Below are 25,528 nucleotides of genomic sequence, written 5' to 3'. Positions count from 1 at the left end.
GTGGCAGGCTGTCCGCCATGCCGACCCTCGTACTGCTGCGTCACGGTCAGAGCGACTGGAACGCGAAGAACCTGTTCACCGGCTGGGTGGACGTGCCGCTCTCCTCCCAGGGCGAGGCGGAGGCCCGCCGGGGCGGCGAGCTGCTGGCCGAGGCGGGCGTCGCCCCCGACGTCGTGCACACCTCGCTGCTGCGCCGGGCCATCTCCACCGCGAACATCGCCCTCGACGCCGCCGACCGGCACTGGATCCCGGTCAAGCGCGACTGGCGTCTCAACGAGCGCCACTACGGCGCGCTGCAGGGCAAGGACAAGAAGCAGACCCTGGAGCAGTACGGCGAGGAGCAGTTCATGCTCTGGCGCCGCTCCTACGACACCCCGCCGCCCGCGATCGAGAAGGGCTCGGAGTTCTCCCAGGACGCCGACCCGCGCTACGCCGGCGTCGACGCCCCGCTGACCGAGTGCCTGGCCGACGTCGTCGACCGGTTCCTGCCGTACTGGACCGAGGCCGTGGTGCCGGACCTGCGCGAGGGGAAGGTCGTGCTGCTCGCCGCGCACGGCAACTCGCTGCGCGCGCTGGTGAAGTACCTCGACGGCATCTCCGACGCCGACATCGCCGGCCTCAACATCCCCACCGGCATCCCGCTGGTCTACGACCTCGACGACGACCTGAAGCCGACGAACCCGGGCGGGCGCTACCTCGACCCGGCCGCGGCCGAGGAGGCCATCGCCGGAGTGGCGAACCAGGGTCGGTGACCCGTCGCCGTGCCCTCCGGCGCCGGGAGCGCCGGGGGGCACGGACGGGGTTCGCTGAACCCACGGTGAACGGGGACCGAACAGTGTCGCGCGAAGGGGTCGCGGGCGTCACCATCCGGTGTCCGGCGCTGGTCAGGGGGTACCCCCGGCTGCCTACCATGCACCCGTGACCACGCTCGCGTGGCTGATCCCGGCCCTCGCCCTGCTCCTCGGTCTCCTCGCCGGGGCGGCACTGGCGCGACGGCCGTCGCACGGCCGACCCAGCCCCGGCACCGGCCGCCCCCCGGCGGACCCCGTGGCCGCCGACGGACCCACCCTCGGCGAGCTGCTGCACCGCACGTTCCGCCAGTCGAGCTCCGGGCTCGCCGTGGTCGGGGCCGGGGGCGAGGTGCTCCTGCACAACCCGCGGGCCGCCGCGCTCGGCGCCGTCACCGGCGAGCGGCTCGACCCGCGCGCGCTCGCCGCCTGCCGGCGGGTGCAGGGCGGGGACCGGCTGCTCGCCTCCGGCGACTACACCGTCGACCTCTCGCCGCTGGACCGCACGCCCCGCGGCCCGGTCGCGGTGCAGGCCAGGGTCCGCTCCCTCGGGGACGGCTTCGCGCTGGTCGAGGCCGTCGACACCTCCGAGGTGGCCCGGCTGGAGGCGACCCGGCGCGACTTCGTCGCCAACGTCTCGCACGAGCTCAAGACCCCGGTCGGCGCGGTCGCGCTGCTGGCCGAGGCCCTGCTCGACAGCCTCGACGGCCTGGAGCCCGCCGACGGCGGCGAGCCCGACCCCGACGCCGTCCGCGAGGTCCGCCGGTTCGGCGACAAGCTGCTGCGCGAGGCGACCCGGATGGGGAACCTGGTCTCGGAGCTGATCGCGCTGTCCCGGCTGACCGGCGCCGAACGGCTGCCCGCGCTGGCCGCCGTCGACGTCGACGAGGTCGTCTCCGAGGCGCTGGCCCGCAGCCGCACCTCCGCCGAGTCGCACGCCGTCGAGATCACCGCCGACGAGACCTCGGGGCTGGTCGTCGACGGCGACCGCACACTGCTCGTCACCGCGCTGACGAACCTGCTGGAGAACGCGATCGCCTACTCCGCGGCGGACTCGTCGGTGTCGGTGAGCCGGCGCTCGGTCGACGGTTCGATCGAGATCGCCGTGACCGACCGCGGCATCGGCATCGCCCCCGAGCACCAGCAGCGGGTCTTCGAGCGCTTCTTCCGGGTCGACCCGGCCCGCTCGCGGGCCACCGGCGGCACCGGTCTCGGCCTGGCGATCGTCAAGCACGTCTGCGCCAACCACGGTGGCGAGGTGCGGCTGTGGAGCCGCCCCGGCACCGGATCGACCTTCACCATGCGCCTGCCCGCCCGGATGGGCATCGGCGGCGCCCCCCACGGTGAGGCTGCCGCCGGCAGCTCCCCCCAGACCGCCGGAACCGGAGGATGAGATGACCAGGGTGCTGATCGTCGAGGACGAGGAGTCCTTCGCCGACCCGCTCGCGTTCATGCTGCGCAAGGAGGGGTTCACCACCGCCGTCGCGGCCAACGGCAACGACGCGCTGAGCGAGTTCGACCGCAACGGCGCCGACATCGTGCTGCTGGACCTGATGCTGCCCGGCATGAGCGGTACCGACGTCTGCAAGGCGCTGCGCTCCCGCTCCGCCGTGCCGGTGATCATGGTGACCGCCCGCGACAGCGAGATCGACAAGGTCGTCGGGCTGGAGCTCGGCGCCGACGACTACGTCACCAAGCCCTACTCGGCGCGCGAGCTCATCGCCCGCGTCCGCGCGGTGCTGCGCCGCGGGGGCGAGACCGGCGGCGAGACCGAGGGCGGCACCGGTGTGCTGGAGGCCGGCCCGGTGCGGATGGACGTCGAGCGGCACGTCGTGTCGGTCAACGGCGACGAGGTCGCGCTCCCGCTCAAGGAGTTCGACCTGCTGGAGTACCTGCTGCGCAACGTCGGACGGGTACTCACCCGCGCCCAGCTGATCGACCGGGTGTGGGGCGCGGACTACGTCGGCGACACCAAGACCCTCGACGTGCACGTCAAGCGGCTGCGGTCCAAGGTCGAGGGCGATCCCTCGACACCCAAGCACCTGGTCACGGTGCGCGGGCTCGGCTACAAGTTCGACGTGTGAGCCAGGGGTTGCCCGAGGGTCGATAACGGCTCGGTAACCTGATCGGGTGCGCCTGGCAGTTCTCGACGTGGGGTCCAACACCGTTCACCTGCTGGTGGTGGACGCCCACCGGGGTGCCCACCCGAAGCCCATGTCGTCGGAGAAGGACCAGCTGCGCCTGGCCGAGCACCTCGACCGCAAGGGCGCGCTGGGCCGCGACGGCGTGAAGGCGCTGCTGGAGAGCGTGCACCGGGCCCGGGACACCGCCCGGGCCGCCGGCTGCGACGACCTCCTGGCGTTCGCCACGTCCGCGCTGCGCGACGCGACGAACTCCGCCGAGGTCCTCGCCCGGGTGCAGCGCGAGACCGGGGTGGCGCTGGAGGTCCTGCCCGGCGAGGACGAGGCCCGCTGGACCTTCCTCGCCGTCCGCCGCTGGTGCGGCTGGTCGGCCGGGCGGCTGCTCGTGCTCGACATCGGCGGCGGCTCGCTGGAGCTGGCCGTCGGGCGCGACGAGACCCCCGACGTCGCCGCGTCGGTGCCGCTGGGCGCGGGCCGGCTGACCCGCGACGCGTTCACCTCCGACCCGCCGTCGCGGGCGGAGGTCGCCGCGCTGACCGAGCGCGTCCGCGACGAGATCGCCCCCGTCGCCGGACGGCTGCGTGCCGCGGGGCGCCCGGACCGGGCCGTCGGCACCTCCAAGACCTTCCGGACGCTGGCCCGGCTCGCCGGTGCCGCGCCGTCCAGCGCCGGGCCGGGCGCCCGCCGCACGCTGACCGCGCAGGGCCTGCGCCAGCTGTCGGCGTTCATCACCCGGATGTCGGGTCCCGACCTCGCCGAGCTCGACGGCGTGAGCGCCAGCCGGGCGCACCAGCTCGTCGCCGGGGCGGTCGTCGCGCAGGCCGCGATGGACGCCCTCGGCGTGACCGAACTCGAGATCTGTCCGTGGGCGTTGCGCGAGGGAGTGATCCTCCGGCGCTTCGACATGCTCGATGGGACGAACGGGGACGACCGCTCGGCGCAGACATCCCCGGGCGGGCTTGGACCCTTGACAACACACAGGGCACGGTGGTCGTGATGAGTGTGGACAGCGGAGAGCCTCGCCAGCGGACGGTCGCGGAGCTCCTGGCCGCCAACGGCGGCCAGCAGCCCGGACGACGCCGCCGTCGTCGCGCCGCGGAGGACGACGAGGGGCCCGGCGCCCCGTCGCCCGCGGCACCCGCGCGGACCGACGTGGCGGCCCCGCCGCGCCGCCCCGCGGCCGCCGACCGTGTCCGCCCGCCCGAGGGGTTCGCCCCGCGCGGTGGCGACGGTCCGCCCCCCACCGAGCACCCGTCGTTCCCGCCCGCGCGCCGCCCCGACCCCTCCGAGGGGCCGGCCGGGCGCGCACCGGAGCCGTTCGTACCGAACGGCAACGCCCCGAACGGCGGTGCTCCCCACGGCGGCGCCCCGAACGGCAGCGCCCCGAACGGCAGCGCCCCGAACGGCAGCAGCCCGAACGGCGGCAGCCCGAACGGTGCTGCGCCCCACGGGGCCACGGCCTTCGGCGGCGCCCCGAACGGTGCCCCGCCCCGCAGGCCGCAGGGCCCGCCCCCCGGCCAGTGGTCCGCGGGTCCCGGCCCGGCCCCGCAGGCCCGTCCGCTCCCGCCCGAGCCGCAGGGCCCGCCGAACGGCCGCCCCTACGGCCACGACGACGGCCCCGCCACCCAGGCCTGGGGTCCCCGCGGCGACGCCCCGCGCCCGTCCGGTCCGTACGGCCCCCCTTCCGGCGCGGCCGACGACGTCCCCGACGAGATCCCCACCAGCCGGCTCGGCGCCCGCCGCCCGGCCCCCACGGCCGACGACGACGGCGGCCCGCCCACCCAGTTCGGCGCCCCGCCGCTGGACGACGAGCATGACGGCCCCCGTCCGCATCCGGCCGACGCGGGCCCGCCGACCGGCGCCTACGACCCGTACGCCGACGACTACGACGACCGGCAGGGCTACGACGACCGGGGCCGTGACGACCGGGGCTACGACGCCGACCCCCGCTACGACGACCGGGGCTACGACGCCGACCCCCGCTACGACGACCGCCACGGCCCCGCCGGGTACGACGACGGACCCGGCTCCGCCGACGGCGGCCGCACCGGCGTGCTCGCCCCCGAGCGCCCGCAGGACGACGACTACGACGACTACGACGAATACGAGGACCACGGCGAGCTCGCCGCCGGCGCCGTCGAGGAGGACGAGCCCCCGCGTCGCCGCTTCGGGCGCCGCGGCGCCGTCACCGACAGCGGTGCGCAGCCGCCCGCGGGCCTCGACGACGACGCGTCGACCGGTGCGGCCGGGACCGGCCAGGCCTGGGCGGTCGTCATCGCCCAGTGGATCGGCGGCGCCGTCGCCGGTGCGGCGATCTGGGTGCTGTTCCGCTACCTGTGGACCTCGCTGCCGGTCGTCGCGATCGGTGTCGCGGTCGCGGTCACCATCGGTCTCGTTCTCGCTGTGCGGGCCCTGCTGCGTCAGGACGACCTGAAGACCACGTTGTTCGCGGTGCTCGTCGGACTGCTGCTGACCGTGTCCCCGGCCATGTTGGTGTTGTTGGACCGGTAACGATGAGCGACGGTGTGACGACTCCACGATTCGTGACACCGTCGCGCCTGTCCACCGCCGACCTGCCCGGGTCGGCACCCGTCGCGCTGTCCACGGCCTCGGTCTACCCGGAGGGCGTTGCCGCCGGGTTCGAGATCGCCGGTGAGCTGGGCTACGACGGCGTCGAGCTCATGATCTGGACCGACCCGGTCAGCCAGGACCCGCGCGCGGTCGAGCGCCTCGCGCACCGCCACGGGGTGCCGATCCTCGCGGTCCACGCGCCCTGCCTGGCCGTCACCCAGCGGGTCTGGGGGGCCGACCCGGTGCACCGGCTGCGGCGCACCGTCGAGGTCGCCGCCCGGCTGGGCGCGCGCACCGTGGTGGTGCACCCGCCGTTCCGCTGGCAGCGCCGCTACGCCGACGTCTTCGCCGACGAGGTCGCCCGCGCCCACGAGGTCCACGACGTCACGCTGCCGGTGGAGAACATGTTCCCGGTGACTCGCGGCGGGATCAGCACGGTGCCCTACGCGCTGGGCCACGACCCGACCGGCATCGGGTTCGGCGCGTACACCCTGGACCTGTCGCACACCGCCGCGGCCGGCGTCGACGCGCTCGACCTCGCCGAGCGGATGGGGGACCGGCTCACCCACCTGCACCTCACCGACGGCTCAGGCGCCCCGCGCGACGAGCACCTGGTCCCCGGCCGCGGGGCGCAGCCGTGCGCCGAGGTGTGCCAGCGCCTGGCCGACTCCCGGTTCGCCGCGGACGGCGGCACCGTCGTCCTGGAGGTGTCGACCCGGCGCTGCCGGACCCGGCAGGAGCGCACCGCGCTGCTCGCCGAGTCGCTGCTGTTCGCCCGGCTGCACCTCACACCGACGATGTCCGCCGTCGCTCCTACCCGTGGGTAACATGCCCGTATGAGCAGTACGACGGTTCGGCCGTTCGCCGACTCGCACGTGATCGAACACCTCGGGGACGGCCGGTTCCGCGCCCGGCTCGACGAGACCTGGGCGATCGGGGACAAGGCCTTCGGCGGCCTGCTGATGGTGCTCATGGCCAAGTCCGGGCTGGCCCGCCTCGCGGCCGACGGCGCACCCGCGCCCGACCCGCTGGCCGTCGCCGTGGACTTCCTGCGCGCGCCCGACCTGGGCCCGGTCGAGATCACGACCGACCCGCTCAAGATCGGGCGGACGGTGTCCACGGTCGCCGTGCGGCTGCACCAGGAGGGCAGGCTCATGCTGCACTCCACCGTCACCGCCGGCGTGCTGCCGACCGAGGCCCCGCGCCTGGACGACGGCTCCGCGCTCGCCGTCGAACCGGACCCGGACGCGCTCGACCCGGCCTCGGCCGAGGGCGGCGCGCGCGGCCTCGCCGCCGCCTGCGAGCTGCGCTACCCGCGCGGCGCGCTGCCGTTCCTGCGCGGCGAGACCGGGCCGCCGGAGATGACCGGCTGGGTCCGTCCGCGCGGCGAGGAGCCGGACGTGCTGTTCGCGCTGATGGCCGGCGACATCCTGCCCCCGACCGTGTTCAACCTCGGCGGGACGTTCGGCTGGGCGCCGACGGTGCAGCTCACCGCGCTGCTGCGGGCCCGCCCCGCCCCGGGCTGGCTGCGGGTCGGGTCCCGCTCGCGTGCGGTGTCGAGCCCGCCCGCCGGCGGCGGGGTGTCGAGCGCGCAGTTCGACGAGGACGTCACCGTCGTCGACGCGCGCGGCCGCACCGTCTGCCAGGCCCGCCAGCTCGCCCTGGCCCCGCTGGCCCGCTGAGGGGTTCCTACGCTGCCCCCATGACGAGGATCGCGGTACTGGGCGGGGGACGGATCGGCGAGGCGCTGCTCGGCGGGCTGCTGGCGGCCGGGCGGGACGCCGGTGACCTGGTGGTCGCCGAGCGGTACCCGGCGCGGGCGCAGGAGCTGACCGCGTCGCTGGGGGTCACCGCGGCCCCGGTCGACGAGGCGGTGCGCGGGGCCGGGACGGTCGTCGTCGCCGTCAAGCCGCAGGACGTCGTCACGCTGCTCGGCGAGGTCGCCGGGGCGCTGGAGCCGGGCGCGCTCGTCGTGTCGCTGTGCGCGGGCCTGCCGACCTCGCTGTTCGAGGGCGCCCTGCCCGACGGCACGCCGGTCGTGCGGGTCATGCCGAACACCCCGATGCTGCTCGGCGTGGCGATGTGCGCGATCTCCCCGGGCGCGCACGCGACCCCCGCGCACCTCGACGAGACCGAGGCGCTGCTGTCCACCGTCGGCGCGGTGCTGCGCCTGGACGAGGCGAAGCAGGACGCCGCGACCGCGCTGTCCGGCTCCGGGCCCGCGTACTTCTTCCTGGTCGCCGAGGCGATGATCGAGGCGGGCGTCGGGCTGGGCCTGACCCGCCCGGACGCGACCGAGCTGACCGTGCAGACCGCGCTCGGTGCCGCGCGGATGCTGCGCGAGACCGGCGAGCACCCCGCGGTGCTGCGGGAGAACGTCACCTCGCCGGCCGGGACGACGGCGGCCGCCCTGCGCGAGCTGGAGCGGCACGGGCTGCGTGCGGCCCTGGCCGACGCGGTCACCGCGGCGCACGACCGCTCGGTGGCGCTCGGTCGCGGCTGACCCGGGCCGCCGGTACCTCGTTCAGCTCATCGTATGACGCAAAGTCACACGGACGCGCCGTGCTGTAGCACGATCGGGCCCCCCTCTGGCGGACCGATCGTCACATCCGCCCCGGTAGACTGCACCTGCATCCCCCACCACCGGGCGAACCGGGGAACCCGTCTCGGGGGAGGAAGGCGGTGCCCCATGGCGGCGGAACGTCCCGAGCCCCTGCGGCCGTCCCAGGTCCAGTTCCTGACGGTGGCCGAGGTCGCGTCGATGATGCGCGTCTCGAAGATGACCGTGTACCGGCTCGTCCACTCCGGCGAGCTGCCCGCCGCGCGGGTCGGTCGCTCGTTCCGCGTGCCGCAGCGCGCGGTCGAGGACTACCTGCGCAACGCCTACTTCGACGCGGGCTGATCCCCGGTGGGGTGAAGGCCGGTACGCCCGGGTAGACTGGTGAACCGGCTGCCGACCCCCACCGGTCGCATCGCGTCGTCGCCCCGCTCCGGCGGGCGTCGCCCGGCCCGCGCCTCGTGTCCACGTGCACGGATCGTGCGGGCGGCCCACTCCGAGGTCACCCGGTGGAGCGGTCGCTGACGATCTGCGTCGACACAGGAGGAGCACCCACATGGGCTCGGTCATCAAGAAGCGCCGCAAGCGGATGTCGAAGAAGAAGCACCGCAAGCTGCTGCGCAAGACCCGGGTGCAGCGCCGCAAGCTCGGCAAGTGACTCGCGCACCGGCCGCGCCCCCGCTCCCCGCGGGTGCGCGGCCGGTGTCGTTGTGGCGCTCCGTCCCCCGGACGGACGCGTCGCGCACCTCACGTGTCCGCGTACCTGCCCGGTGTGACGGGGCGGGACTACGATCGGCACGATCTCGCGTCAGCCCCCGGTGAACGGAGCGCCCATGGACCGGCCGACCCCGAACGTCGTGCTGGTCACCGGGGTCAGCGGCTTCCTCGGCGGGCACCTCGCGGCCCGGCTGGCGGCCGACCCGGCCATCGACCGGGTGCTGGGCGTGGACACCGTCCCCCCGCCCCGGGACCTGCTGAAGCGGATGGGCCGCGCCGAGTTCGTGCGCGCCGACATCCGCAACCCGCTCATCGCGAAGGTCATCTCCTCGGCGAACGTCGACACCGTCGTGCACGCGTCGCTCTCGGCCAGCCCCGCCTCGTCGGGCGGCCGGGCGACGATGAAGGAGATGAACGTCATCGGCACGATGCAGCTCCTCGCCGCGTGCCAGAAGGCGACCAGCGTGCGCCGGGTCGTGCTCAAGTCGACGACCGCGGTCTACGGCTCCAGCTCCCGCGACCCCGCCGTGTTCGACGAGGCCATCGGGGCCAAGGACCTGCCCTCGGGCGGGTACGCCAAGGACGCCGCGGAGATCGAGGGCTACCTGCGCGGGTTCAGCCGTCGTCGCCCGGACGTCACCACCACGGTCCTGCGGTTCGCCAACTTCATCGGCCCGCGGATGGACACCGTGCTGTCGCGCTACTTCGCGCTGCCGGTCGTCCCCACCGTGCTGGGCTACGACGCCCGGATCCAGCTGCTGCACGAGGAGGACGGCCTCGCCGTGCTCGAGCGTGCCGCCACCCACGAGCTGCCGGGCGTGTTCAACGTCGCCGCGCACGGGGTGCTGATGCTGTCCCAGGCCATCCGGCGCGCGGGCAAGATCGCCGTCCCGGTGCCGAGCGGCGCGGTCGGCCCGGTCAGCCGGGTGCTGCGCGGCGTGCGCGTCGTCGACTTCTCCCCGGAGCAGATGCGCTTCCTCAACTTCGGCAGGGTCGTGGACCTCACCCGGCTGATCGACGACTTCGGCTTCGTGCCGCGGTGGACGACCACCCAGGCGTTCGACGACTTCGTGCGCGGCAAGGCGCTGGCGCCGGTGCTCGGCCCGGAGCGGATCGCCTCGCTCGAACGGGGCGTGCTCGGTCTGGCCCGGTCGCTGCGGTGACGGGTCGGGACGGCGGCATGCGGGCACGCGAGCAGGGACGGCCGGGCGGCCGCGGTGGTACGACGAAGGGCGACGGCATGGCCGAGGCGCGGGTGATCCCGATCCGGGGCAACCGGGGGCCTGCCCGGCCCGCGCGGGCCGAGGAGCCGTCGCGGCCCGCGCCGGTCGCCTCCGCACCCGAGCCCGAGGACGACGAGGGCCCGGCCTGGGAGGCCGCGCTGGAGCAGGTCCTGGAGTTCCTGCGCCGCCGGCTCGCGGGCGACTACCCGATCGACGAGTTCGGCTTCGACCGCGAGCTCACCGACGCGATGGTGCTGCCCGCCCTGCGCCCGCTCTACAAGCGCTGGTTCCGCGTCGAGACCATCGGCACCCACCACATCCCTGAGACCGGTGGCGCGCTGATCGTCGCCAACCACTCCGGGACGCTGCCGCTCGACGCGGTGATGACGACCGTCGCGGTGCACGACGACCACCCGTCGCACCGGCACCTGCGGCTGCTCGGCGCCGACCTCATGTTCACCATGCCGGTCTCCGGCTCGCTGGCCCGCAAGGCCGGCGCGACGCTGGCCTGCAACCCCGACGCCGAGCGGCTCATGACCTCCGGCGAGCTCGTCGGCGTGTTCCCCGAGGGGTTCAAGGGGATCGGCAAGCCGTTCCGGGACCGCTACAAGCTGCAGCGGTTCGGCCGCGGCGGGTTCGTCTCCGCCGCGCTGCGCACCGGGGTCCCGATCATCCCGTGCTCGATCGTCGGCGCCGAGGAGATCTACCCCAAGATCGGCGACCTGGCGCCGCTGGCCCGGCTGTTCGGGGCGCCGTACTTCCCGGTCACGCCGACCTTCCCGCTGCTCGGCCCGGCGGGGCTGATCCCGCTGCCGTCGAAGTGGTACATCGAGTTCGGCGAGCCGATCCGCACCGACGACCACACCCCGGCCGACGCCGACGACCCGATGCTCGTGTTCAACCTGACCGACCAGGTCCGGGAGACCATCCAGCACACGCTGTACCGGCTGCTGTCCCAGCGGCGCAACGTGTTCCTGGGATGATCCGGCGGCCGGACCCGCTGCGGTGGCTCTGGTACGCCGCCGGTGGACGGCTGCCCGCTCGGTACCGCGGGTGGGTGCTGCACGACACGACCTGCCGGACCTGGCACCTGCGCCACTTCGCGCGCACGGCGGCGGTGCTGACGCTGCTGTCGGTGCCGCTGGCGCTCGTCGTCCCGGGCCCGTTGTGGCTGCGGCTCACCGCCCTGCTGCTGGGCTGGTTGGTGTCGCTGCAGTACGCGCTGTTCGTGATGGAGGAGTCCGTCGAGCACCGCGTGATGAAGGCCGGCTACCCCGCGGGCACCGCCCGCGCGACGCGGCGGGAGGCCACCGCCGACGAGCGGGCCGAGGCCGCCCGCCGCTACGCCGAGCGCTACCGCGGGGCCCCGCCGCCCTGAGCGGCCGGGCGGGTCAGCGCTTGCGGTAGGCCATCCCGGCCGCCACCGCACCGGCGACGGCGCCCGCACCGAGCACCGAGGGCACCCCGATCCGGGCGGCCTTGCGGCCGGTCCGGAAGTCGCGGATCTGCCAGTTGCGGGCCTTCGCGACGTCGCGCAGCTCGGAGTCCGGGTTCACCGCGACCGCGGTGCCGACCGCCGAGAGCATCGGGACGTCGTTCACCGAGTCCGAGTACGCGGTGCAGCGGCGCAGGTCCAGCCCCTCCGACGCGGCCAGCGCGCGGACCGCGTGCGCCTTCGCCGGGCCGTGCAGGATCTCGCCGACCAGCCGTCCGGTGTAGAGCCCGTCGACGGACTCCGCGACGGTGCCCAGCGCCCCGGTCAGCCCGAGCCGCCGCGCGATGATGCGGGCCAGCTCGATCGGCGTCGCGGTGACCAGCCAGACCCGCTGGCCGGCGTCGAGGTGCATCTGGGCCAGCGCCCGGGTCCCCGCCCAGATCCGGTCCGACATCAGCTCGTCGTAGATCTCCTCGCCGAGCGCGACGACCTCGTCGACCGGACGGCCCGCGACGAACGACAGCGCGGTGTCGCGGTGTCCCGCGATGCCGCCCTTGTCCTCCCGGCCGCCGACCCGGAACTTGATCTGCTGCCAGGCGAAGCCGGCCATGTCGGAGGTGGTGAAGAACTTGCGCGCGGCCAGGCCGCGGGCGAAGTGGAAGATCGACGCGCCGACCATCATCGTGTTGTCGCAGTCGAAGAACGCGGCGGCGGTGAGGTCCGGCGGCGCGCCGTCCCCGCCCTCCGGGCCGTCGGGGTGGTCGTCGGCCTCGGCGGCGACGGCCGCGGCGGCGGAGGCCTGACCGGCCCGCTGCGCGGAGTCGAGTGCGGTCGCCCGCTCCAGCACCCCCGGCTCCTCGGAGAGCCCGGTGTGGGTGGGCGGGTGAGACTCGCGGGTCCCGCTCTGGTCGAGAGGGGGGACGGACCCGGGATCACTCACCACGGCGGCCTTCCTGGTGCGACGGCGTCTCGCGTCCCGAGGGGATCGGGGCGCGGCCCCAGCCTACTGCCGGAACGCGGGAGCGGGCCCGGCCTCCGGTACGTGACACATGTCGACGTACCGGGGACCGGGCCCGTACCCGTGGTGTCCGGAGCGGATCAGCCGAGGGTGACCGGGCCGAGGCCCGGCAGCAGCGGCGGGATGGTGATCGGCGGCAGCAGGCGGTCCTGCTCCGACGAGGACTCCGACGAGCTGCCCGACCCGCTGTCGGAGGTGGTCGAGCCACCCCCGTTCAGCAGCGGCAGCCCGCCGCCCTGCTGCGAGGACCCCGAGGTGGTCGGGGCCTGCGAGGTCGAGGTCGCCGGACCGGAGGTCGGCGACGGCGACGGCGTGCCGGTCGCGGTCTCCGACGGCGTCACCGGCGCGGACTGCTCGACGGCCTGCGCCGAGGACGGCCCGCCCGCGGTGCGGCACTCGCCGGGCACCGGGCCGAGGTCGTCGACGGTGCCGCCGCTGTCCGCGGCGCAGCCGGTGCCGGCCCGCAGCGCCTCGGCCCGGGACAGCACCCGGTCCAGCAGGCGGATCGCCTCCGAGGTCTCCCCGCGGCTCTCGGCGGGCAGGTCGGACTGCAGACGGGTGATGCGCCCGGACTGGGCGGCCGCCCAGGTCCGCAGCTCGGCCAGGCGCGAGGTGTCCGCGCCGTCGGTGCCCGCGCCGGTCAGCATCAGCCTGCTGCCGGTGCTGGTGGCCCGGTCGAAGTCGCCCATCGCGGACGCGACCGCGTCCGGCGACGGCGGCGTGGACCGTGCGACCAGGCTCTCCAGCTCGTCGACCCGGGAGCGGGCCAGGTCGAGCTGGCGGGCGGCCTCGGCCTGCTGGCCGACGGTGAACACCCCGCCGACGCTCTCGCTGGCGCGCTTCATGCCGTACATCGCGTCGCCGGGCAGGGCGTCGCGGCTGGCGGTCGAGGTCACGCCGGCGATCACCGCGAGGGCGGCGAACCCGCCGACGACGACGCCGAAGCGCTTGCGCACGCTCGGGCGGCGGCGGTCCAGCATCCGGGCGCCGGACTGCGCCGGGCGGGCGGAGTCGTCGCGGCCGGGGCCGGCCTCGGCGTCGCGGGCCGGTCCGGCCGGGGCGCCCACCTGCTCCGGGTGATCCGGGTGGTCCGACGGCAGCACGTGGCGGCCGCGGCGCGGACGGCTGCTGCGACCGGTCGGGTCGTCCGCGGCCGGGGCGTGCTCGCCGGCGGCGCGGCGGTTGGACACCGCGTCCCAGTCGAGGTCGTCGGCGATCGGCGGGCCGATCGGCGCGGTGAGGTCGGCCTGGTCGACGCGGTCGAACCGGTCGCCGAACGGGGAGCCGCCGGACTGCTGTCCGACGCCCTCCTGGGCGAGCACCTCGAACAGCCGGGCCCGCATCCGGGCCGAGGCGTGCGGATCGGGCGAGAGATCACGCCGCGAACGGTCCAGCGCGGCGGCCAGCGCGATCTCGTGCGCCAGCTCCTCCGATGCAGGGGCACCCGCCGGCGCACGGTCGAAACCGTCGTCGCCGGGGTACCCGTCGTCCCATGCCCTGGGCATGCCGTCCGTCCTCACTGCAGTCTCGCGCTGCTCGTCGGCGCGTGTGGCGCCGTCAGTGCACGCCGGTCTGTACAACGACCGACCGCGGACGAGGTTACGGCCTTCCAACCGTTCACCGCATCGAGTAGTGCGTTCGGCGCAGTGATCGACACACCCTCTCGCGTTCCGGCTGATCCGGCGGCAGACCCGCTCACCGCAGACCGTCCGGGAGGAGCTGCGCGAGACGACGCACCGCGCGGTGCTGCAGCGCCTTGACCGCACCCTCGTTGCGGTCCATCAGCTCGGCGGTCTCGGCGACCGACAGGCCCTTGAGGAACCGGTACTGGATGCATTCGCGCTGGTCGGAGTTGAGCTTGGCGATCGAGGCCAGCAGCTCGTCGTTGGTGGCCATGTCGAGCACCTGCTGCTCGGGACCACCGGTGCTGGGCGACAGCTCGACGATCTCCGAGGTCGTCTGCTCCAGCCGGAACCGGCTGGACTTGACGTAGTCGAAGATCAGGTTCCGGGCGATGGTGACGAACCAGGCCCCGATGTCGCGGCCCTGGTAGCTGACCGAGGAGATCCGCCGCAGGGCGCGGACGAACGTCTCCTGCGTCACGTCCTCGGCGAAGGACCGGTCGCCCATCCGGAACAGCACGTACCGGTAGACGACGTCGTGGTAGCGCTCGTAGAGCTCGCCGAACGCGGCCGCGTCGCCGGCCTGGCAGGCCTCGACCAGGGCCCAGGAGCTGTTCGCGTCCTCGACGGCGCGGGCGGCCTCGTCGGCCGGGTCGGCCTCCGGGCGCTGCAGCTCCTGCGAGATCTGCGGTGCCTGTCGTGGCATCGGCATGTCCTGCTCGGTACGGCCGGGCGGACCCGACCGGGTGGTCCGGCCGTCCGGGCGGTGTAGGGCGGGGCCTGCGGGGTACGTGGGGGGAGCGTCGACCAGGGGAGCGGACGCGATCGGCCCCGTCGGCTGGGACGGTGCAGAGGTCGCTGAAGTCACGGACACCTCCCCGTCCGGCTGGGGGCGGACGGTGTCGGGTCTGTCCTGGCCGGGTTCGGGGGCCCGGGTCGGACGGACGGTCTCGGGGATGGTCTCGGAGCGCTGCTGTCGGAGCAGGCGGTGCGGTCGCATCGGCCGGGTCATGGATCCCGGGGGGTCGGACGGGGTACGGCTCGGCGGGCGACCCGGCCGGCGGGGACCGCCGGCGCGTCCCGCGCGGCGCGGCGCGGTGTGCGCCGTGGCGCGCTGGCGTCGAGCTGCATGCCACTCCCTCGGGTGAGTCGCGCGACGAACCGGCGGTTCACGCGTTGAACTTCATGTAGCGGCGGAGCATAGACGTCTGTCGAGTGGCGCAACGCACTCGCCGCCTCTCGTCGCGTGCCGTTCCGGCGAGCGGCCCGATACGCGCGGTGGACGAACTGTGCGCGAAGCGTGTCCGAATCGACACGTGGCGTGCACAGCGGTGAGCGGTCCCTCGGAACACGACGGCCGCGGCCGGGTTTGGAACACTGGCGGCGACGCGTGCCGACGAGCCGACCCCGCCCCGGCGGGGTCCGAGGATGGAGACCGCCGTGCCGAGTTCCGACCCCGTGCCGGGCCACCGTCCCGACCGGCCCACCCACCTCGCCGACCTGGTGGCGCGCAACGCCTCCGAGCGTCCGGGGCACGACGCCGTCCGTGACCTGTCCGGCGCCGCACCGCTCACCCTGACCTGGTCGGCGTTCGACGCCGCGGTCTCCGCCGAGGCCGCCCGGCTGCGTGCGGCGGGCGTCCGCCACGGCGACCGGGTCGCGATCGGCCTGCCCGACGGCGCCGACTACTGCGTGGCACTGTTCGGCGCGCTGCGGGCCGACGCGGTCGTCGTACCGTTCGGCGCGGGCTCGGTGACCCGCGAGCTGGAGGTCGTGCTCGACCAGGCCCGGCCGGTCGCGGTCGTCGCCCGGCCCGACGACGCCGTCGCGGCCGGCTGCGCCGAGGGTGTCGGCGCGACGCTGCTGGGCCCCCCGGACCTGGCCGCCCCGGTCCCGGACGCCCCGGTCGACCGGGCCCCCGCCGACCCCGAGCGGATCGCGCTGGTCGTGTTCACCTCCGGCACCACCGGGCGCCCGCGCGGGGTGCAGCTGTCGCACCGCGCGCTGCTGGCCAACCGCGAGCAGGCGGGTGCGCTCCGCCCGGCGCCGGTCAACGGGGTCGACCGGGTCCTGCTGGCGCTGCCCCTGTTCCACGTCTACGGCCTCGCCGCCGGGCTGCTGCAGGTCTGCTGGACCGGCGCGACCGTCGTGCTGCCCGGCCGGTTCTCCCCGGACCGGCTGGCCGGGACGGTCGTCGAGGAGCGGGTCAGCGTCGTCGCCGGGGTGCCGTCGATGTTCCGGATGCTGCTCGACCTCGGGCCCGAGCGGCTGCGCGCCGCGATGGCCGGGGTGCGGCTGTGCACCTCCGGCGGGGCGCCGCTGCCCGCGGGCTGGCTCGCGGACTTCCGCGCGGCGAGCGGGCTGGACCTGCACGAGGGCTACGGCCTCACCGAGGGCGGGCCCGTCGTCACCAGCAACGACCTGGGCCGACCGGCCAAGCCCGGCTCGGTCGGGCAGGTGTTGCCCGGCGTCGAGCTGCGCCTGGTCGACGCCGACGGGCAGCCGATGGAGCGCAGGCCCGCGCCGGAGCCCGAGCCGCGCGGCGAGGACCCGCTGGACGACCTGGACTACGACGACGGCTCCGACCCGTCCGACGACACCGGGCTGATCGCGGTGCGCGGGCCGAACCTGTTCTCCGGCTACTGGCCCGACGGCTCCGGCGGCCCCGGCGAGGACGGCTGGTTCGTCACCGCCGACGTCGGCTACCTCGACACCGACGGCGACCTGCACCTCGTCGACCGGTCCTCGGACCTGGTCATCGTCAACGGCTTCAACGTCTACCCGCGCGAGGTGGAGCAGGTCGTCGCCGAGCTGGACGCGGTGGCCGAGGTCGCCGTCGTCGGGGTGCCCGACGACCGGACCGGCGCCGCGGTCAAGGCGGTGGTCGTGCCGGTCGCGGGCGCCGAGCTCACCGAGGAGACGGTCGCCGCTCACTGCGCGGCCCGGCTCGCCCGGTTCAAGCGGCCCGCGGTCGTCGCCTTCGCCGACGAGCTGCCCCGCACCCCGACGGGCAAGATCGCCCGAAGGACACTGGCGAGGATGTGAGATGCGGGTACGACTGCTGACCCGGGTGGGCTGCCACCTGTGCGACGACGCCGCCGAGGTGCTGGCCCGGGTGTGCGCCGAGACGGGCACCGGCTGGGACACCGTCGACGTCGACTCCGACGACGAGCTGCGCGCCGAGTACGGCGACCAGGTGCCGGTGGTGCTGCTCGACGGCCGTGAGCACGACTCGTTCCGGGTCGACGAGGAGCGCCTGCGCGCGGACCTGGCCCGGCCGTGAGCCCGGCCCCCGACGGTCCGGTCGCGACCTCGGACGGTCCGGCCGGCGGGGCCCCGGACGCGGACCCCGCGCCGGTCCGCACCTCACCGGCCGCCCGTACCGCCCTGGCCGGGCTCGCCGCGGCCGCCCTGGGCGTCGGCGCGGGGCAGGCGCTCGCGCTGCTGGTCGCCCCGGCCGCGGGGCCGGTGAACGCCGTCGCCGAGCAGGTCGTGGCACTCACCCCGCCCGCGCTGGCCGGCGCGGCGACCGTCGGGGCCGGGATCGGCAGCCGCTACACCGTCGTCGCCGGGGTGCTCGTGGTCCTGGCCCTGGCCGCGGCCGGGCTCGGGGCGCTGTCGCGCCGCTCGCCGTGGCCGGGGGCGTGGGGGCTCGCGGCGCTCGGGCTGCTGGGTGTCGTCGCCGCGGCGACGGCGTCGGGAGCCGGTCAGCTCGACATGGTCCCGGCGGGTGCCGCGGCCGTCGTCGCGGTGACGGTCTTCCGGAGGCTGCACGCGCTGGCGGCCCGGATCCCCGCCCCGACCGCGGCCGGGACGCTGCCCGACGGGCGGCCCGTCCGGTCGTCGCTGACCCGGCGGCGGTTCCTGCGCACCACCGCGCTGGCGGGGGCGGGCGGGGTCGTGCTGGGCACCGGGGCCGCGGTCGCCGCGCCGCTGCTGCCCTCGGGCCGGATCGGGCCCGAACGCGACGCGCTCACCGCCCGGATCCGGGCGCTCGCCGCGCAGGGCCGCATCGCGCCCGCCCCGGCGCTGCCCGCCGGGGCGCAGGTGCCGGGCGCGGCCGCGTTCACCACCGCCGTCGACGACTTCTACCGGATCGACACCGCGCTGCGGGTCCCGTCGGTCGACCCGGCGTCGTGGAGCCTGCGGGTGCACGGGCGGGTCGGGCGCGAGCTCACCCTCACCCTCGACGACCTGCTGGCCCGCCCGCTCGTCGAACGCTGGGTGACGATGGCGTGCGTCTCCAACGACGTCGGCGGCGACCTCGTGTCCACCACCCGGTTCACCGGGGTGGAGCTCGCGCCGCTGCTCGCGGCCGCCGCGCCCGACCCGGCGGCGGACCAGGCACTGTCCACCTCCACCGACGGCTGGACGGCGGGCAGCCCGTCGTCGCTGCTGCTCGACCCCGCCCGCGGCGCGCTGCTCGCGGTCGCGATGGCCGGACCGGACGGCCCGGTCGCGCTGCCGCCCGAGCACGGCTTCCCGGTGCGGATCGTCGTCCCCGGGCTCTACGGCTACGTCTCGGCCACCAAGTGGGTCACCGACATCGAGTTCACGACGTTCGCCGCCCGCACCGACTACTGGCGCGACCGCGGGTGGGCGCCGCCCGGGCCGATGGAGACCGCCGCGCGGATCGAGTCGCCCGCCTCGTACGCGAGCGTGCCCGCCGGCCGGGTCGTGGTCACCGGCTCCGCCTGGGCGGTGCCCCGGGGGATCCGCCGGGTCGAGGTCGGGGTGCAGGACGGGGGTGCGGCCGGGTCCTGGGTCACCGCGGAGCTCGCGCCGGTGCCGTCCGGCGGGGCCACCTGGCGTCAGTGGCGCGCCGAGCTGGACCTGCCGCCGGGCGGGTACACCCTGGTGTGCCGCGCCACCGACGGCGACGGCGTCGTCCAGACCTCCGAGCGCCGCTCCCCGCTGCCGGGCGCGGCGACCGGCTGGTCGACCCGCACCGTCACCGTGACCTGAGTGACCGTGACCTGAGCCTCGTCGCGCCGTCCCGGGCGGAGAGGTGTGTCACGGGCGGTCGCGAGGTATGCGTGACGGTGGTGTCGTGGAGGACGACGTGGCGCTCGTCGCACGACGAGCGGTTCCTGCCCGTCGATCACCGGTAGCTCCAGGTCAGGGGCCCCGGTCGAGCACGGAGAGGACCAAGATCGCAACTTTGTGCGTGCCTTCACAAGCGGCTACCGTGGGTTCCCGTCGCCGGACCCGGTGGCACGGTGCCCCCGCGGCGCCGAGGACGCCGGGCCTCGTCCGTCCGCAGCCCGACCGGCCCGTCCGGCCGGTTCGCGGGCGTGCCACGAGCGCGCCGGCGACCGGCACCTGCACACCCCCGACCGGAGCACGCCCAGTTTCGATGACCGACCGCTCGCGGACAAGCCCCCGCGAGCAGGAGCGGGCACCGGGACCCCGGCCGCCCGCGACCGACGCCCGAGGAGGACGGCCCGTGACCCTGCCGCCCGAGTCCGGTGCCGCCGCGCCCGACGGCAACGGCGAGCGCCCCGCGCGCCCGGTGCCGGAGGCCACCGTGTCCCGGCTCGCGGTGTACCTGCGGGTGCTCGGCGAGCTGCGCGAGGCCGGCGTCGAGACGGTGTCGTCCGAGGAGCTCGCCGGTGCCTCCGGGGTCAACTCGGCCAAGCTCCGCAAGGACCTGTCCTACCTGGGGTCCTACGGCGTGCGCGGCGTCGGCTACGACGTCACCTCGCTGCAGGGACGGCTGCAGGGCGAGCTGGGCATGGACCACCGGCAGTCGGTCGCGCTGGTCGGCGTCGGCAACCTGGGCCACGCCCTGGCCGGCTACACCGGCTTCGCCGGCCGCGGCTTCCCGGTCAGCACCCTGTTCGACGTCGACGACGACCTCGTCGGCAGCGAGATCAACGGCATCCGGGTGCGGCACGTGCGCGAGATCCCCGAGGTGTGCGCCGGTGGCGGCGTCACCATCGGGATGATCGCGACGCCGGGCCCGGCGGCCCAGAAGGTCTGCGACCTGCTCGTGGCGGCCGGTGTGCAGTCCATCCTCAACTTCGCTCCGGTGCTGCTGACGGTCCCGGACGACGTCGAGGTCCGCAAGGTCGACCTGTCGGTCGAGCTGCAGGTCCTCGCGTTCCACGTGGCGCGACGGCACACCGGTGCCGCCGCGGTGACGGACAAGACGAACGAATCGGTGGTGTCGTAGAGCCATGAGCGTCCTCGTGGTCGGCCTGTCGCACCGCAGCGCGCCGGTCGAGGTGCTGGAGCGCCTCGCGGTCGCTCCGGGTGACGTGCCCAAGCTGCTCGAGGAGATGCTCGACCGCACGCACGTCGAGGAGGCGGTCGTCCTCTCCACGTGCAACCGGATCGAGATCTGCGCGGTCGTGGACGCGTTCCACGGCGGCCTCGGCGACGTCACCGACGTCCTCGGCACCCACGCCGGGTTCCCCATCGGCGAGCTGTCCGAGCACCTGTTCGTGCACTACGCGGGCTCCGCGGTCCAGCACCTGTTCGCGCTGGCGGCGGGCCTGGACTCGATGGTGGTCGGCGAGTCGCAGATCCTCGGCCAGCTGCGCGGCGCCTACGCGGCCGCGGACGCCGCGGGCGCCGTCGGCAAGGTCCTGCACGAGCTGGTGCAGCAGGCACTGCGCGTCGGCAAGCGGGTGCACGCCGGGACCGGCATCGACGAGGCGGGCGCCTCGGTGGTGTCCGAGGCCCTGCGCGACGCCGACCGTGAGCTCGGCGGCGTCGGCCTGGGCGGGACCCGCGCCGTGATCGTCGGCGCCGGGGCGATGGGCGCGCTGGCCGCCGCGCACCTGCGTCGTGCCGGGGCGGGCGAGATCGTCGTGCTGAACCGCTCGTCCGAGCGCGGCGAGCGGCTCGTGGAGAAGGTCCTCGAGCACGCCGAGCAGGGCACCACCGCGCGCTACGCGCCGATGGAGTCCCTGGCCGACGAGCTGCGCGACGCCGACCTGATGCTGGCCTGCACCGGCGCGATCGGGCACGTCGTCGACGTGGCCCCGGTCGCCGAGGCGCTGACCGGCCGCACCTCACCTTTGGTCGTGTGCGACCTGGGCCTGCCGCGTGACGTCGACCCGGCCGTCGGCGAGCTGTCCGGCGTGCGCATGGTCGACCTCATCACCCTGCAGCGTCGGCTGCTCGACACCGCCGACGGCGGCTCCGTCGCCGCGGCCCAGACGATGGTCGACGCCGAGGCCCAGCAGTACCTGGCCGGGCAGCGCTCGGCCGAGGTCACGCCGACGGTCACCGCGCTGCGCCGGCGCGCCTCGGAGGTCGTCGACGCCGAGCTGCTGCGCCTGGACTCCCGGCTGCCCGACCTGGACGGCCACGTCCGCGAGGAGCTCTCGCGGACCGTCCGCCGCGTCGTCGACAAGCTGCTGCACACGCCCACGGTCCAGGTGAAGCGCCTGGCCGAGGGCCCGGACGGGGACAGCTACGCCGCGGCGCTGCGCACCCTGTTCGAGCTCGACCCGCAGGCCGCCGCCGCGGTCGCCGCCCCGGTCCGGGGCGCCGACGCCAGCGTCGACGGCGGCGACGTCACCGCCGCCCTGCGCTTCGGCGACCCCACCGCGCCGTTCGACGCCACCCCGTCGATCGGGTCCCGTCCCCCGGAGCAGATCTCGTGAGCGTCCTGAAGATCGGCACCCGGCCGTCGAAGCTGGCGGTCGCGCAGTCCACCACCGTGGCCGACCGGCTCGTCGCCGCGGGCCACCCGTGCGAGCTGGTCACCATCTCCACCAGCGGTGACCGCTCGTCGGCGCCGATCCCGCAGATCGGGGTGGGGGTGTTCGTCTCGCAGCTGCGCGACGCGCTCTACGCCGGCGAGATCGACGTCGCGGTGCACTCGTACAAGGACCTGCCGAGCGCGCAGCCCGAGGGGCTCACGATCGCGGCGATCCCGGAGCGCGAGGACGTCCGCGACGCGCTGGTCACCGGCGGTCGTGTGCTCGGCGAGCTGGGCCGTGGTGCCCGCGTCGGGACGGGGTCCCCGCGCCGGACCGTGCAGCTGCACGCGCTCGGCCAGGGCCTGGAGGTGCTGCCGATCCGCGGCAACGTGGACACCCGGATCGGGAAGGTGCGGTCGGGTGAGCTGGACGCGGTGGTCGTGGCCGCCGCCGGGCTGCGCAGGCTGGGCCGCATCGACGAGGCGGACGAGCTGATCGACCCGCTGCAGATGCTGCCCGCCCCCGCCCAGGGTGCGCTGGCGATCGAGTGCCGCACCGCCGACACCGACCTGGTGTCGGTGCTGGCCGCGGTGCTGGACGACAGCGGCGTGCGCTTCGCCGTCACCGCCGAGCGTGCGGTGCTGGCGGGCCTGGAGGCCGAGTGCACGACCCCCGTCGGGGCGCTCGCCGAGGTCGTCTCCGACCTCGACGACGACGGCCGGGCGGTCGACCGCCTGTCGCTGCGCGGTGCGCTGGGGATCGGGGACATCGCGGGGGGCGACGTGGTGCGCGCCTCCGCCACCGGAGACATGGACGACGCAGAGAAGATCGGGGCCGCGGTCGCCCTCGAGCTTCTCGACCTGGGAGCCGAGGACCTGCCCCCCGCAGGTCCCGGTGGTCCCGCCAACCGCTGATTCGGGAGTTTCTTCAATGACAGGACCTGCCAACACCTCGGGGCGGATCGCCTTCGTGGGCAGCGGACCGGGGGACCCGGCGCTGCTCACCGTGCGCGCCCGGGACGTGCTCGCCGGCTCGCCGCTGGTCATCACCGACCCGGACGTGCCCGAGGGCATCCTCGCCCTGGCCGCGGACGGCGCCGAGGTGCGCCCGGCCGTCGGCCAGCCCGCCGACATCGCGAGCGACCTGCTCACCGAGGCGGGCCAGGGCCGCTCGGTGGCCCGGCTGGTCTCCGGTGACCCGCTGACCAACGACGCCGTCGTCGCCGAGGCGATGGCCGTGTCCGCCTCGGGCACGCCGTTCGACGTCGTCCCCGGCGTCCCGTCCTCGACCGCGGTCCCGGCCTACGCCGGTGTCGCGCTCGGGTCGGCGCACGTCGAGGCCGACGTCCGCGCGGGCGTCGACTGGGCCGCGCTGGCCGCGAGCCCGGGCCCGGTCGTGCTGCACGCGACGAGCGCGCTGCTCGGCGACGTCGCCGCCGGTCTGACCGCCCAGGGCGTCCCGGACGAGACGCCGGTCGCGATCACCGCGGGCGGCACCACCTCCACCCAGCGGACCATCTCGTCGTCGGTCGGGCGGATCGCCGCCGACGGCGGTGACCTCGAGGGCGCCCTCGTCCTGACCGTCGGCGAGGCCGCCGGTCGTCGCGGCGAGCTGTCCTGGTGGGAGTCGCGCGCGCTCTACGGCTGGCGGGTCCTGGTGCCGCGCACCAAGGACCAGGCCGGCGTGATGAGCGAGCGGCTGCGGATGCACGGCGCCATCCCGGAGGAGGTGCCGACGATCGCCGTCGAGCCGCCCCGGTCGCCCGCGCAGATGGAGCGCTCGGTCAAGGGCCTCGTCGACGGCCGCTACCAGTGGGTCGTGTTCACCTCGACCAACGCGGTCAAGGCCGTCTGGGAGAAGTTCCACGAGTTCGGCCTCGACGCCCGCGCCTTCTCCGGTGTGAAGATCGCCTGCGTCGGCCGCTCGACCGCGGAGAAGGTCCGCGAGTTCGGCATCGAGCCCGAGCTCGTCCCGGACATCGACGAGGCCCAGTCCTCGACGTCCGAGGGCCTGCTGGACATCTTCCCGCCGCACGACGACGTGCTCGACCCGGTCGACCGGGTGCTGCTCCCGCGCGCCGACATCGCCACCGAGACGCTGTCGGCCGGGCTGCAGGAGCGCGGCTGGGAGGTCGACGACGTGACGGCCTACCGGACCGTCCGGGCCGCCCCGCCGCCCGCGCCGATCCGTGAGGCGATCAAGACCGGCGGCTTCGACGCGGTGTGCTTCACCTCGTCGTCGACGGTGCGGAACCTGGTCGGCATCGCCGGCAAGCCGCACGCCCGGACCCTGGTCGCCTGCATCGGCCCGGCCACCGCGGAGACCGCGCGCGAGTTCGGCCTGCGGGTCGACGTGCAGCCGGAGGAGGCCCGCGTCCCGACCCTGGTCGACGCGCTGGCCAGCCACACCGCGAAGCTGCGCGCCGAGGGCAACCTGCCGCCGCCGAAGAAGGTGAAGGCGCGCCGCCGCTGAGCCCTGCTCCCGTCGGGCCCCGTACCGCCTCCCGAGGTGGTGCGGGGCCGACGTGTGTCCGGGGCGGTCGTAGCCTGGTCCGCATGGGTTTCCCGGCGCAGCGTCCCCGACGGTTGCGGACCACCCCCGCGATGCGGCGGCTGGTCTCCGAGACCGAGGTCCGTCCGCGGCAGCTGGTGCTGCCGATGTTCGTCCGTGAGGGCGCGACGGAGCCGGTCCCGATCGGCTCGATGCCGGGGGTCGTCCAGCACACCCGCGACTCGCTGCGCAAGGCGGCCGCGGAGGCGGCGGCCGCGGGCGTCGGCGGCGTGATGCTGTTCGGGGTCCCCGAGCACCACGACGCGACCGGCTCCGGCGCCGTCGACCCGGACGGGATCCTCAACGTCGGCCTGCGCGACGTGCGCTCCGAGGTCGGCGACGACCTGGTCGTCATGTCCGACCTGTGCCTCGACGAGTTCACCGACCACGGGCACTGCGGCGTGCTGGACGCCGACGGCGGCGTCGACAACGACGCGACGCTGGAGATCTACGCCCGGATGGGCGTGGAGCAGGCCCGCGCGGGCGCCCACCTCGTCGGCCCCAGCGGGATGATGGACGGCCAGGTCGGCGTCATCCGCGCCGCGCTCGACGAGGCCGGGTTCACCGACACCGGCATCCTCGCCTACACCGCCAAGTACGCCTCGGCGTTCTACGGGCCCTTCCGCGAGGCGGTGAACTCGCAGCTGAAGGGCGACCGCAAGACCTACCAGCAGGACGGCGGCAACGCCCGCGAGGCGCTGCGCGAGCTGGCACTCGACCTCGACGAGGGTGCCGACATGGTGATGGTCAAGCCCGCCCTGGCCTACCTGGACATCCTGGCCCGGGTGGCCGACGTCGCCGACGTGCCCGTCGCGGCGTACCAGATCTCCGGGGAGTACGCGATGGTCGAGGCCGCCGTCGCCCGGGGCTGGCTCGAGCGCGAGCGGACCATCATGGAGACGCTGACCTCGATCCGCCGCGCGGGTGCGGACGTGATCCTGACCTACTGGGCCACCGAGGCCGCGACCTGGCTCGACCGGGGCTGACCCCGCCCACCCGGGGTCGGCGGCACGCCCATCCGGGACGGTGTTCACGGAGACCGTTCACGCGGTGACGGGTTTCCGCGGAGAAGAGCGGCGCCGGGTGGCGACCCCCCGGGGCCCCCTGCTCGTGAATTCGCTTACCGGGTAAGCGAATTCGCCGCACTCCCTGTGGGGCCTCGACGAGACCGGGGTCCGACGCCGCGTCCCGGAGGGGAACGGCATCGCGGGGCCCGGCCGGACCCGGCCGTGTGGTGCCGGTCGGTCGCTC

The 25,528-nt window shown here is 75.3% G+C and carries 24 protein-coding genes; 21 read left to right on the top strand and 3 right to left on the bottom strand.

Going from position 1 to position 25,528, the window contains the following annotated elements; genetic code table 11:
- Positions 1 to 17: 17 nt before the first annotated feature.
- The 13 genes from KPL57_RS29380 to KPL57_RS29320 all read left to right on the top strand — a co-directional run bounded on the left by KPL57_RS29380 (position 18) and on the right by KPL57_RS29320 (position 11,375).
- Positions 18 to 752, top strand: a complete 735-nt coding sequence (locus KPL57_RS29380) for a phosphoglyceromutase (protein WP_226353950.1) — start codon at positions 18 to 20, stop codon at positions 750 to 752.
- Between the two features lie 166 nt (positions 753 to 918).
- The gene (locus KPL57_RS29375; protein ID WP_226353949.1) at positions 919 to 2,181 is read left to right on the top strand and encodes a cell wall metabolism sensor histidine kinase WalK; all 1,263 of its coding nucleotides are present in this window, start codon (positions 919 to 921) and stop codon (positions 2,179 to 2,181) included.
- A gap of 1 nt (position 2,182) precedes the next feature.
- Positions 2,183 to 2,872 carry a response regulator transcription factor gene (locus KPL57_RS29370; RefSeq protein WP_062398072.1) on the top strand — a complete coding sequence of 230 codons (690 nt, stop codon included), beginning with the start codon at positions 2,183 to 2,185 and terminating at the stop codon, positions 2,870 to 2,872.
- 46 nt (positions 2,873 to 2,918) lie between these two features.
- Positions 2,919 to 3,926 carry a Ppx/GppA phosphatase family protein gene (locus KPL57_RS29365; RefSeq protein ID WP_226353948.1) on the top strand — a complete coding sequence of 336 codons (1,008 nt, stop codon included), beginning with the start codon at positions 2,919 to 2,921 and terminating at the stop codon, positions 3,924 to 3,926.
- Complete coding sequence (locus KPL57_RS29360; protein ID WP_226353947.1) at positions 3,926 to 5,440, top strand: hypothetical protein; 1,515 nt, start codon at positions 3,926 to 3,928, stop codon at positions 5,438 to 5,440. The genes KPL57_RS29365 and KPL57_RS29360 overlap by 1 nt, the downstream gene beginning before the upstream one ends.
- A 62-nt stretch (positions 5,441 to 5,502) precedes the next feature.
- Positions 5,503 to 6,327, top strand: a complete 825-nt coding sequence (locus KPL57_RS29355) for a sugar phosphate isomerase/epimerase family protein (protein ID WP_374203854.1) — start codon at positions 5,503 to 5,505, stop codon at positions 6,325 to 6,327.
- A gap of 9 nt (positions 6,328 to 6,336) precedes the next feature.
- Positions 6,337 to 7,182, top strand: coding sequence for a thioesterase family protein (locus KPL57_RS29350; RefSeq protein ID WP_226353946.1), 846 nt, complete (start codon positions 6,337 to 6,339; stop codon positions 7,180 to 7,182).
- 20 nt (positions 7,183 to 7,202) lie between these two features.
- Positions 7,203 to 8,003: a pyrroline-5-carboxylate reductase gene (gene proC / locus KPL57_RS29345; RefSeq protein ID WP_226353945.1), complete on the top strand. Its 801-nt coding sequence runs from the start codon at positions 7,203 to 7,205 to the stop codon at positions 8,001 to 8,003.
- A 186-nt stretch (positions 8,004 to 8,189) separates the two neighbouring features.
- Positions 8,190 to 8,402, top strand: coding sequence for a helix-turn-helix domain-containing protein (locus KPL57_RS29340; protein ID WP_062398062.1), 213 nt, complete (start codon positions 8,190 to 8,192; stop codon positions 8,400 to 8,402).
- A 211-nt stretch (positions 8,403 to 8,613) separates the two neighbouring features.
- Positions 8,614 to 8,715 carry a 30S ribosomal protein bS22 gene (locus tag KPL57_RS29335; protein ID WP_010241351.1) on the top strand — a complete coding sequence of 34 codons (102 nt, stop codon included), beginning with the start codon at positions 8,614 to 8,616 and terminating at the stop codon, positions 8,713 to 8,715.
- Between the two features lie 175 nt (positions 8,716 to 8,890).
- Positions 8,891 to 9,937 carry an NAD-dependent epimerase/dehydratase family protein gene (locus KPL57_RS29330; protein ID WP_226353944.1) on the top strand — a complete coding sequence of 349 codons (1,047 nt, stop codon included), beginning with the start codon at positions 8,891 to 8,893 and terminating at the stop codon, positions 9,935 to 9,937.
- A gap of 77 nt (positions 9,938 to 10,014) precedes the next feature.
- On the top strand, positions 10,015 to 10,980 hold the full coding sequence (locus tag KPL57_RS29325) for a lysophospholipid acyltransferase family protein (protein WP_062403815.1): 966 nt from the start codon (positions 10,015 to 10,017) through the stop codon (positions 10,978 to 10,980).
- Entirely contained in the window at positions 10,977 to 11,375 is a 399-nt protein-coding gene (locus KPL57_RS29320) for a DUF5313 family protein (RefSeq protein ID WP_226353942.1), read from the top strand. Before KPL57_RS29325 ends, KPL57_RS29320 begins: the two co-directional genes overlap by 4 nt.
- Before the next feature lie 13 nt (positions 11,376 to 11,388).
- Here KPL57_RS29320 and KPL57_RS29315 read toward each other — a convergent pair whose 3' ends face one another.
- From KPL57_RS29315 to KPL57_RS29305, 3 genes are all read right to left on the bottom strand, one after another.
- On the bottom strand, positions 11,389 to 12,279 hold the full coding sequence (locus KPL57_RS29315) for an HAD family phosphatase (RefSeq protein ID WP_062398055.1): 891 nt from the start codon (positions 12,277 to 12,279) through the stop codon (positions 11,389 to 11,391).
- 251 nt (positions 12,280 to 12,530) lie between these two features.
- Positions 12,531 to 13,955: a DUF5667 domain-containing protein gene (locus KPL57_RS29310; RefSeq protein WP_208818936.1), complete on the bottom strand. Its 1,425-nt coding sequence runs from the start codon at positions 13,953 to 13,955 to the stop codon at positions 12,531 to 12,533.
- Between the two features lie 190 nt (positions 13,956 to 14,145).
- On the bottom strand, positions 14,146 to 14,784 hold the full coding sequence (locus tag KPL57_RS29305) for a sigma-70 family RNA polymerase sigma factor (RefSeq protein WP_062398051.1): 639 nt from the start codon (positions 14,782 to 14,784) through the stop codon (positions 14,146 to 14,148).
- 728 nt (positions 14,785 to 15,512) lie between these two features.
- On the opposite strand from KPL57_RS29305, the gene KPL57_RS29300 reads away from it, so the two are divergent.
- From KPL57_RS29300 to hemB, 8 genes are all read left to right on the top strand, one after another.
- The gene (locus KPL57_RS29300; RefSeq protein ID WP_226353941.1) at positions 15,513 to 17,117 is read left to right on the top strand and encodes an AMP-binding protein; all 1,605 of its coding nucleotides are present in this window, start codon (positions 15,513 to 15,515) and stop codon (positions 17,115 to 17,117) included.
- Position 17,118: 1 nt separating this feature from the next.
- On the top strand, positions 17,119 to 17,355 hold the full coding sequence (locus KPL57_RS29295) for a glutaredoxin family protein (RefSeq protein WP_073576570.1): 237 nt from the start codon (positions 17,119 to 17,121) through the stop codon (positions 17,353 to 17,355).
- A complete protein-coding gene (locus tag KPL57_RS29290; RefSeq protein ID WP_226353940.1) occupies positions 17,352 to 19,037 on the top strand; it encodes a molybdopterin-dependent oxidoreductase in 1,686 nt (561 codons plus the stop codon). The genes KPL57_RS29295 and KPL57_RS29290 overlap by 4 nt, the downstream gene beginning before the upstream one ends.
- Before the next feature lie 481 nt (positions 19,038 to 19,518).
- A complete protein-coding gene (locus KPL57_RS29285; RefSeq protein WP_062403813.1) occupies positions 19,519 to 20,247 on the top strand; it encodes a redox-sensing transcriptional repressor Rex in 729 nt (242 codons plus the stop codon).
- A 4-nt stretch (positions 20,248 to 20,251) separates the two neighbouring features.
- Positions 20,252 to 21,688, top strand: coding sequence for a glutamyl-tRNA reductase (locus KPL57_RS29280; RefSeq protein ID WP_226353939.1), 1,437 nt, complete (start codon positions 20,252 to 20,254; stop codon positions 21,686 to 21,688).
- On the top strand, positions 21,685 to 22,641 hold the full coding sequence (gene hemC / locus KPL57_RS29275) for a hydroxymethylbilane synthase (RefSeq protein ID WP_178375913.1): 957 nt from the start codon (positions 21,685 to 21,687) through the stop codon (positions 22,639 to 22,641). Before KPL57_RS29280 ends, hemC begins: the two co-directional genes overlap by 4 nt.
- A 16-nt stretch (positions 22,642 to 22,657) precedes the next feature.
- Entirely contained in the window at positions 22,658 to 24,199 is a 1,542-nt protein-coding gene (locus KPL57_RS29270) for a bifunctional uroporphyrinogen-III C-methyltransferase/uroporphyrinogen-III synthase (protein ID WP_226353938.1), read from the top strand.
- 83 nt (positions 24,200 to 24,282) lie between these two features.
- Positions 24,283 to 25,263, top strand: a complete 981-nt coding sequence (gene hemB, locus KPL57_RS29265; protein ID WP_226353937.1) for a porphobilinogen synthase — start codon at positions 24,283 to 24,285, stop codon at positions 25,261 to 25,263.
- Positions 25,264 to 25,528: the final 265 nt, after the last annotated feature.

The sequence above is a fragment of the Pseudonocardia sp. ICBG601 genome (assembly GCF_020496245.1).
This window is presented reverse-complemented; position numbering and strand designations above follow the sequence as displayed.

Excerpts from the sequence above, each read along its gene's own strand:
- KPL57_RS29380 (WP_226353950.1), top strand. The coding sequence starts at position 18 with ATGCCGACCCTCGTACTGCTGCGTCACGGTCAGAGCGACTGGAACGCG.
- KPL57_RS29370 (WP_062398072.1), top strand. The coding sequence starts at position 2,183 with ATGACCAGGGTGCTGATCGTCGAGGACGAGGAGTCCTTCGCCGACCCG.
- KPL57_RS29360 (WP_226353947.1), top strand. The coding sequence starts at position 3,926 with ATGAGTGTGGACAGCGGAGAGCCTCGCCAGCGGACGGTCGCGGAGCTC.
- KPL57_RS29350 (WP_226353946.1), top strand. The coding sequence starts at position 6,337 with ATGAGCAGTACGACGGTTCGGCCGTTCGCCGACTCGCACGTGATCGAA.
- proC (WP_226353945.1), top strand. The coding sequence starts at position 7,203 with ATGACGAGGATCGCGGTACTGGGCGGGGGACGGATCGGCGAGGCGCTG.
- KPL57_RS29340 (WP_062398062.1), top strand. The coding sequence starts at position 8,190 with ATGGCGGCGGAACGTCCCGAGCCCCTGCGGCCGTCCCAGGTCCAGTTC.
- KPL57_RS29335 (WP_010241351.1), top strand. The coding sequence starts at position 8,614 with ATGGGCTCGGTCATCAAGAAGCGCCGCAAGCGGATGTCGAAGAAGAAG.
- KPL57_RS29330 (WP_226353944.1), top strand. The coding sequence starts at position 8,891 with ATGGACCGGCCGACCCCGAACGTCGTGCTGGTCACCGGGGTCAGCGGC.
- KPL57_RS29325 (WP_062403815.1), top strand. The coding sequence starts at position 10,015 with ATGGCCGAGGCGCGGGTGATCCCGATCCGGGGCAACCGGGGGCCTGCC.
- KPL57_RS29320 (WP_226353942.1), top strand. The coding sequence starts at position 10,977 with ATGATCCGGCGGCCGGACCCGCTGCGGTGGCTCTGGTACGCCGCCGGT.
- KPL57_RS29310 (WP_208818936.1), bottom strand. The coding sequence starts at position 13,955 with ATGCCCAGGGCATGGGACGACGGGTACCCCGGCGACGACGGTTTCGAC.
- KPL57_RS29305 (WP_062398051.1), bottom strand. The coding sequence starts at position 14,784 with ATGCCGATGCCACGACAGGCACCGCAGATCTCGCAGGAGCTGCAGCGC.
- KPL57_RS29295 (WP_073576570.1), top strand. The coding sequence starts at position 17,119 with ATGCGGGTACGACTGCTGACCCGGGTGGGCTGCCACCTGTGCGACGAC.
- KPL57_RS29280 (WP_226353939.1), top strand. The coding sequence starts at position 20,252 with ATGAGCGTCCTCGTGGTCGGCCTGTCGCACCGCAGCGCGCCGGTCGAG.
- KPL57_RS29270 (WP_226353938.1), top strand. The coding sequence starts at position 22,658 with ATGACAGGACCTGCCAACACCTCGGGGCGGATCGCCTTCGTGGGCAGC.
- hemB (WP_226353937.1), top strand. The coding sequence starts at position 24,283 with ATGGGTTTCCCGGCGCAGCGTCCCCGACGGTTGCGGACCACCCCCGCG.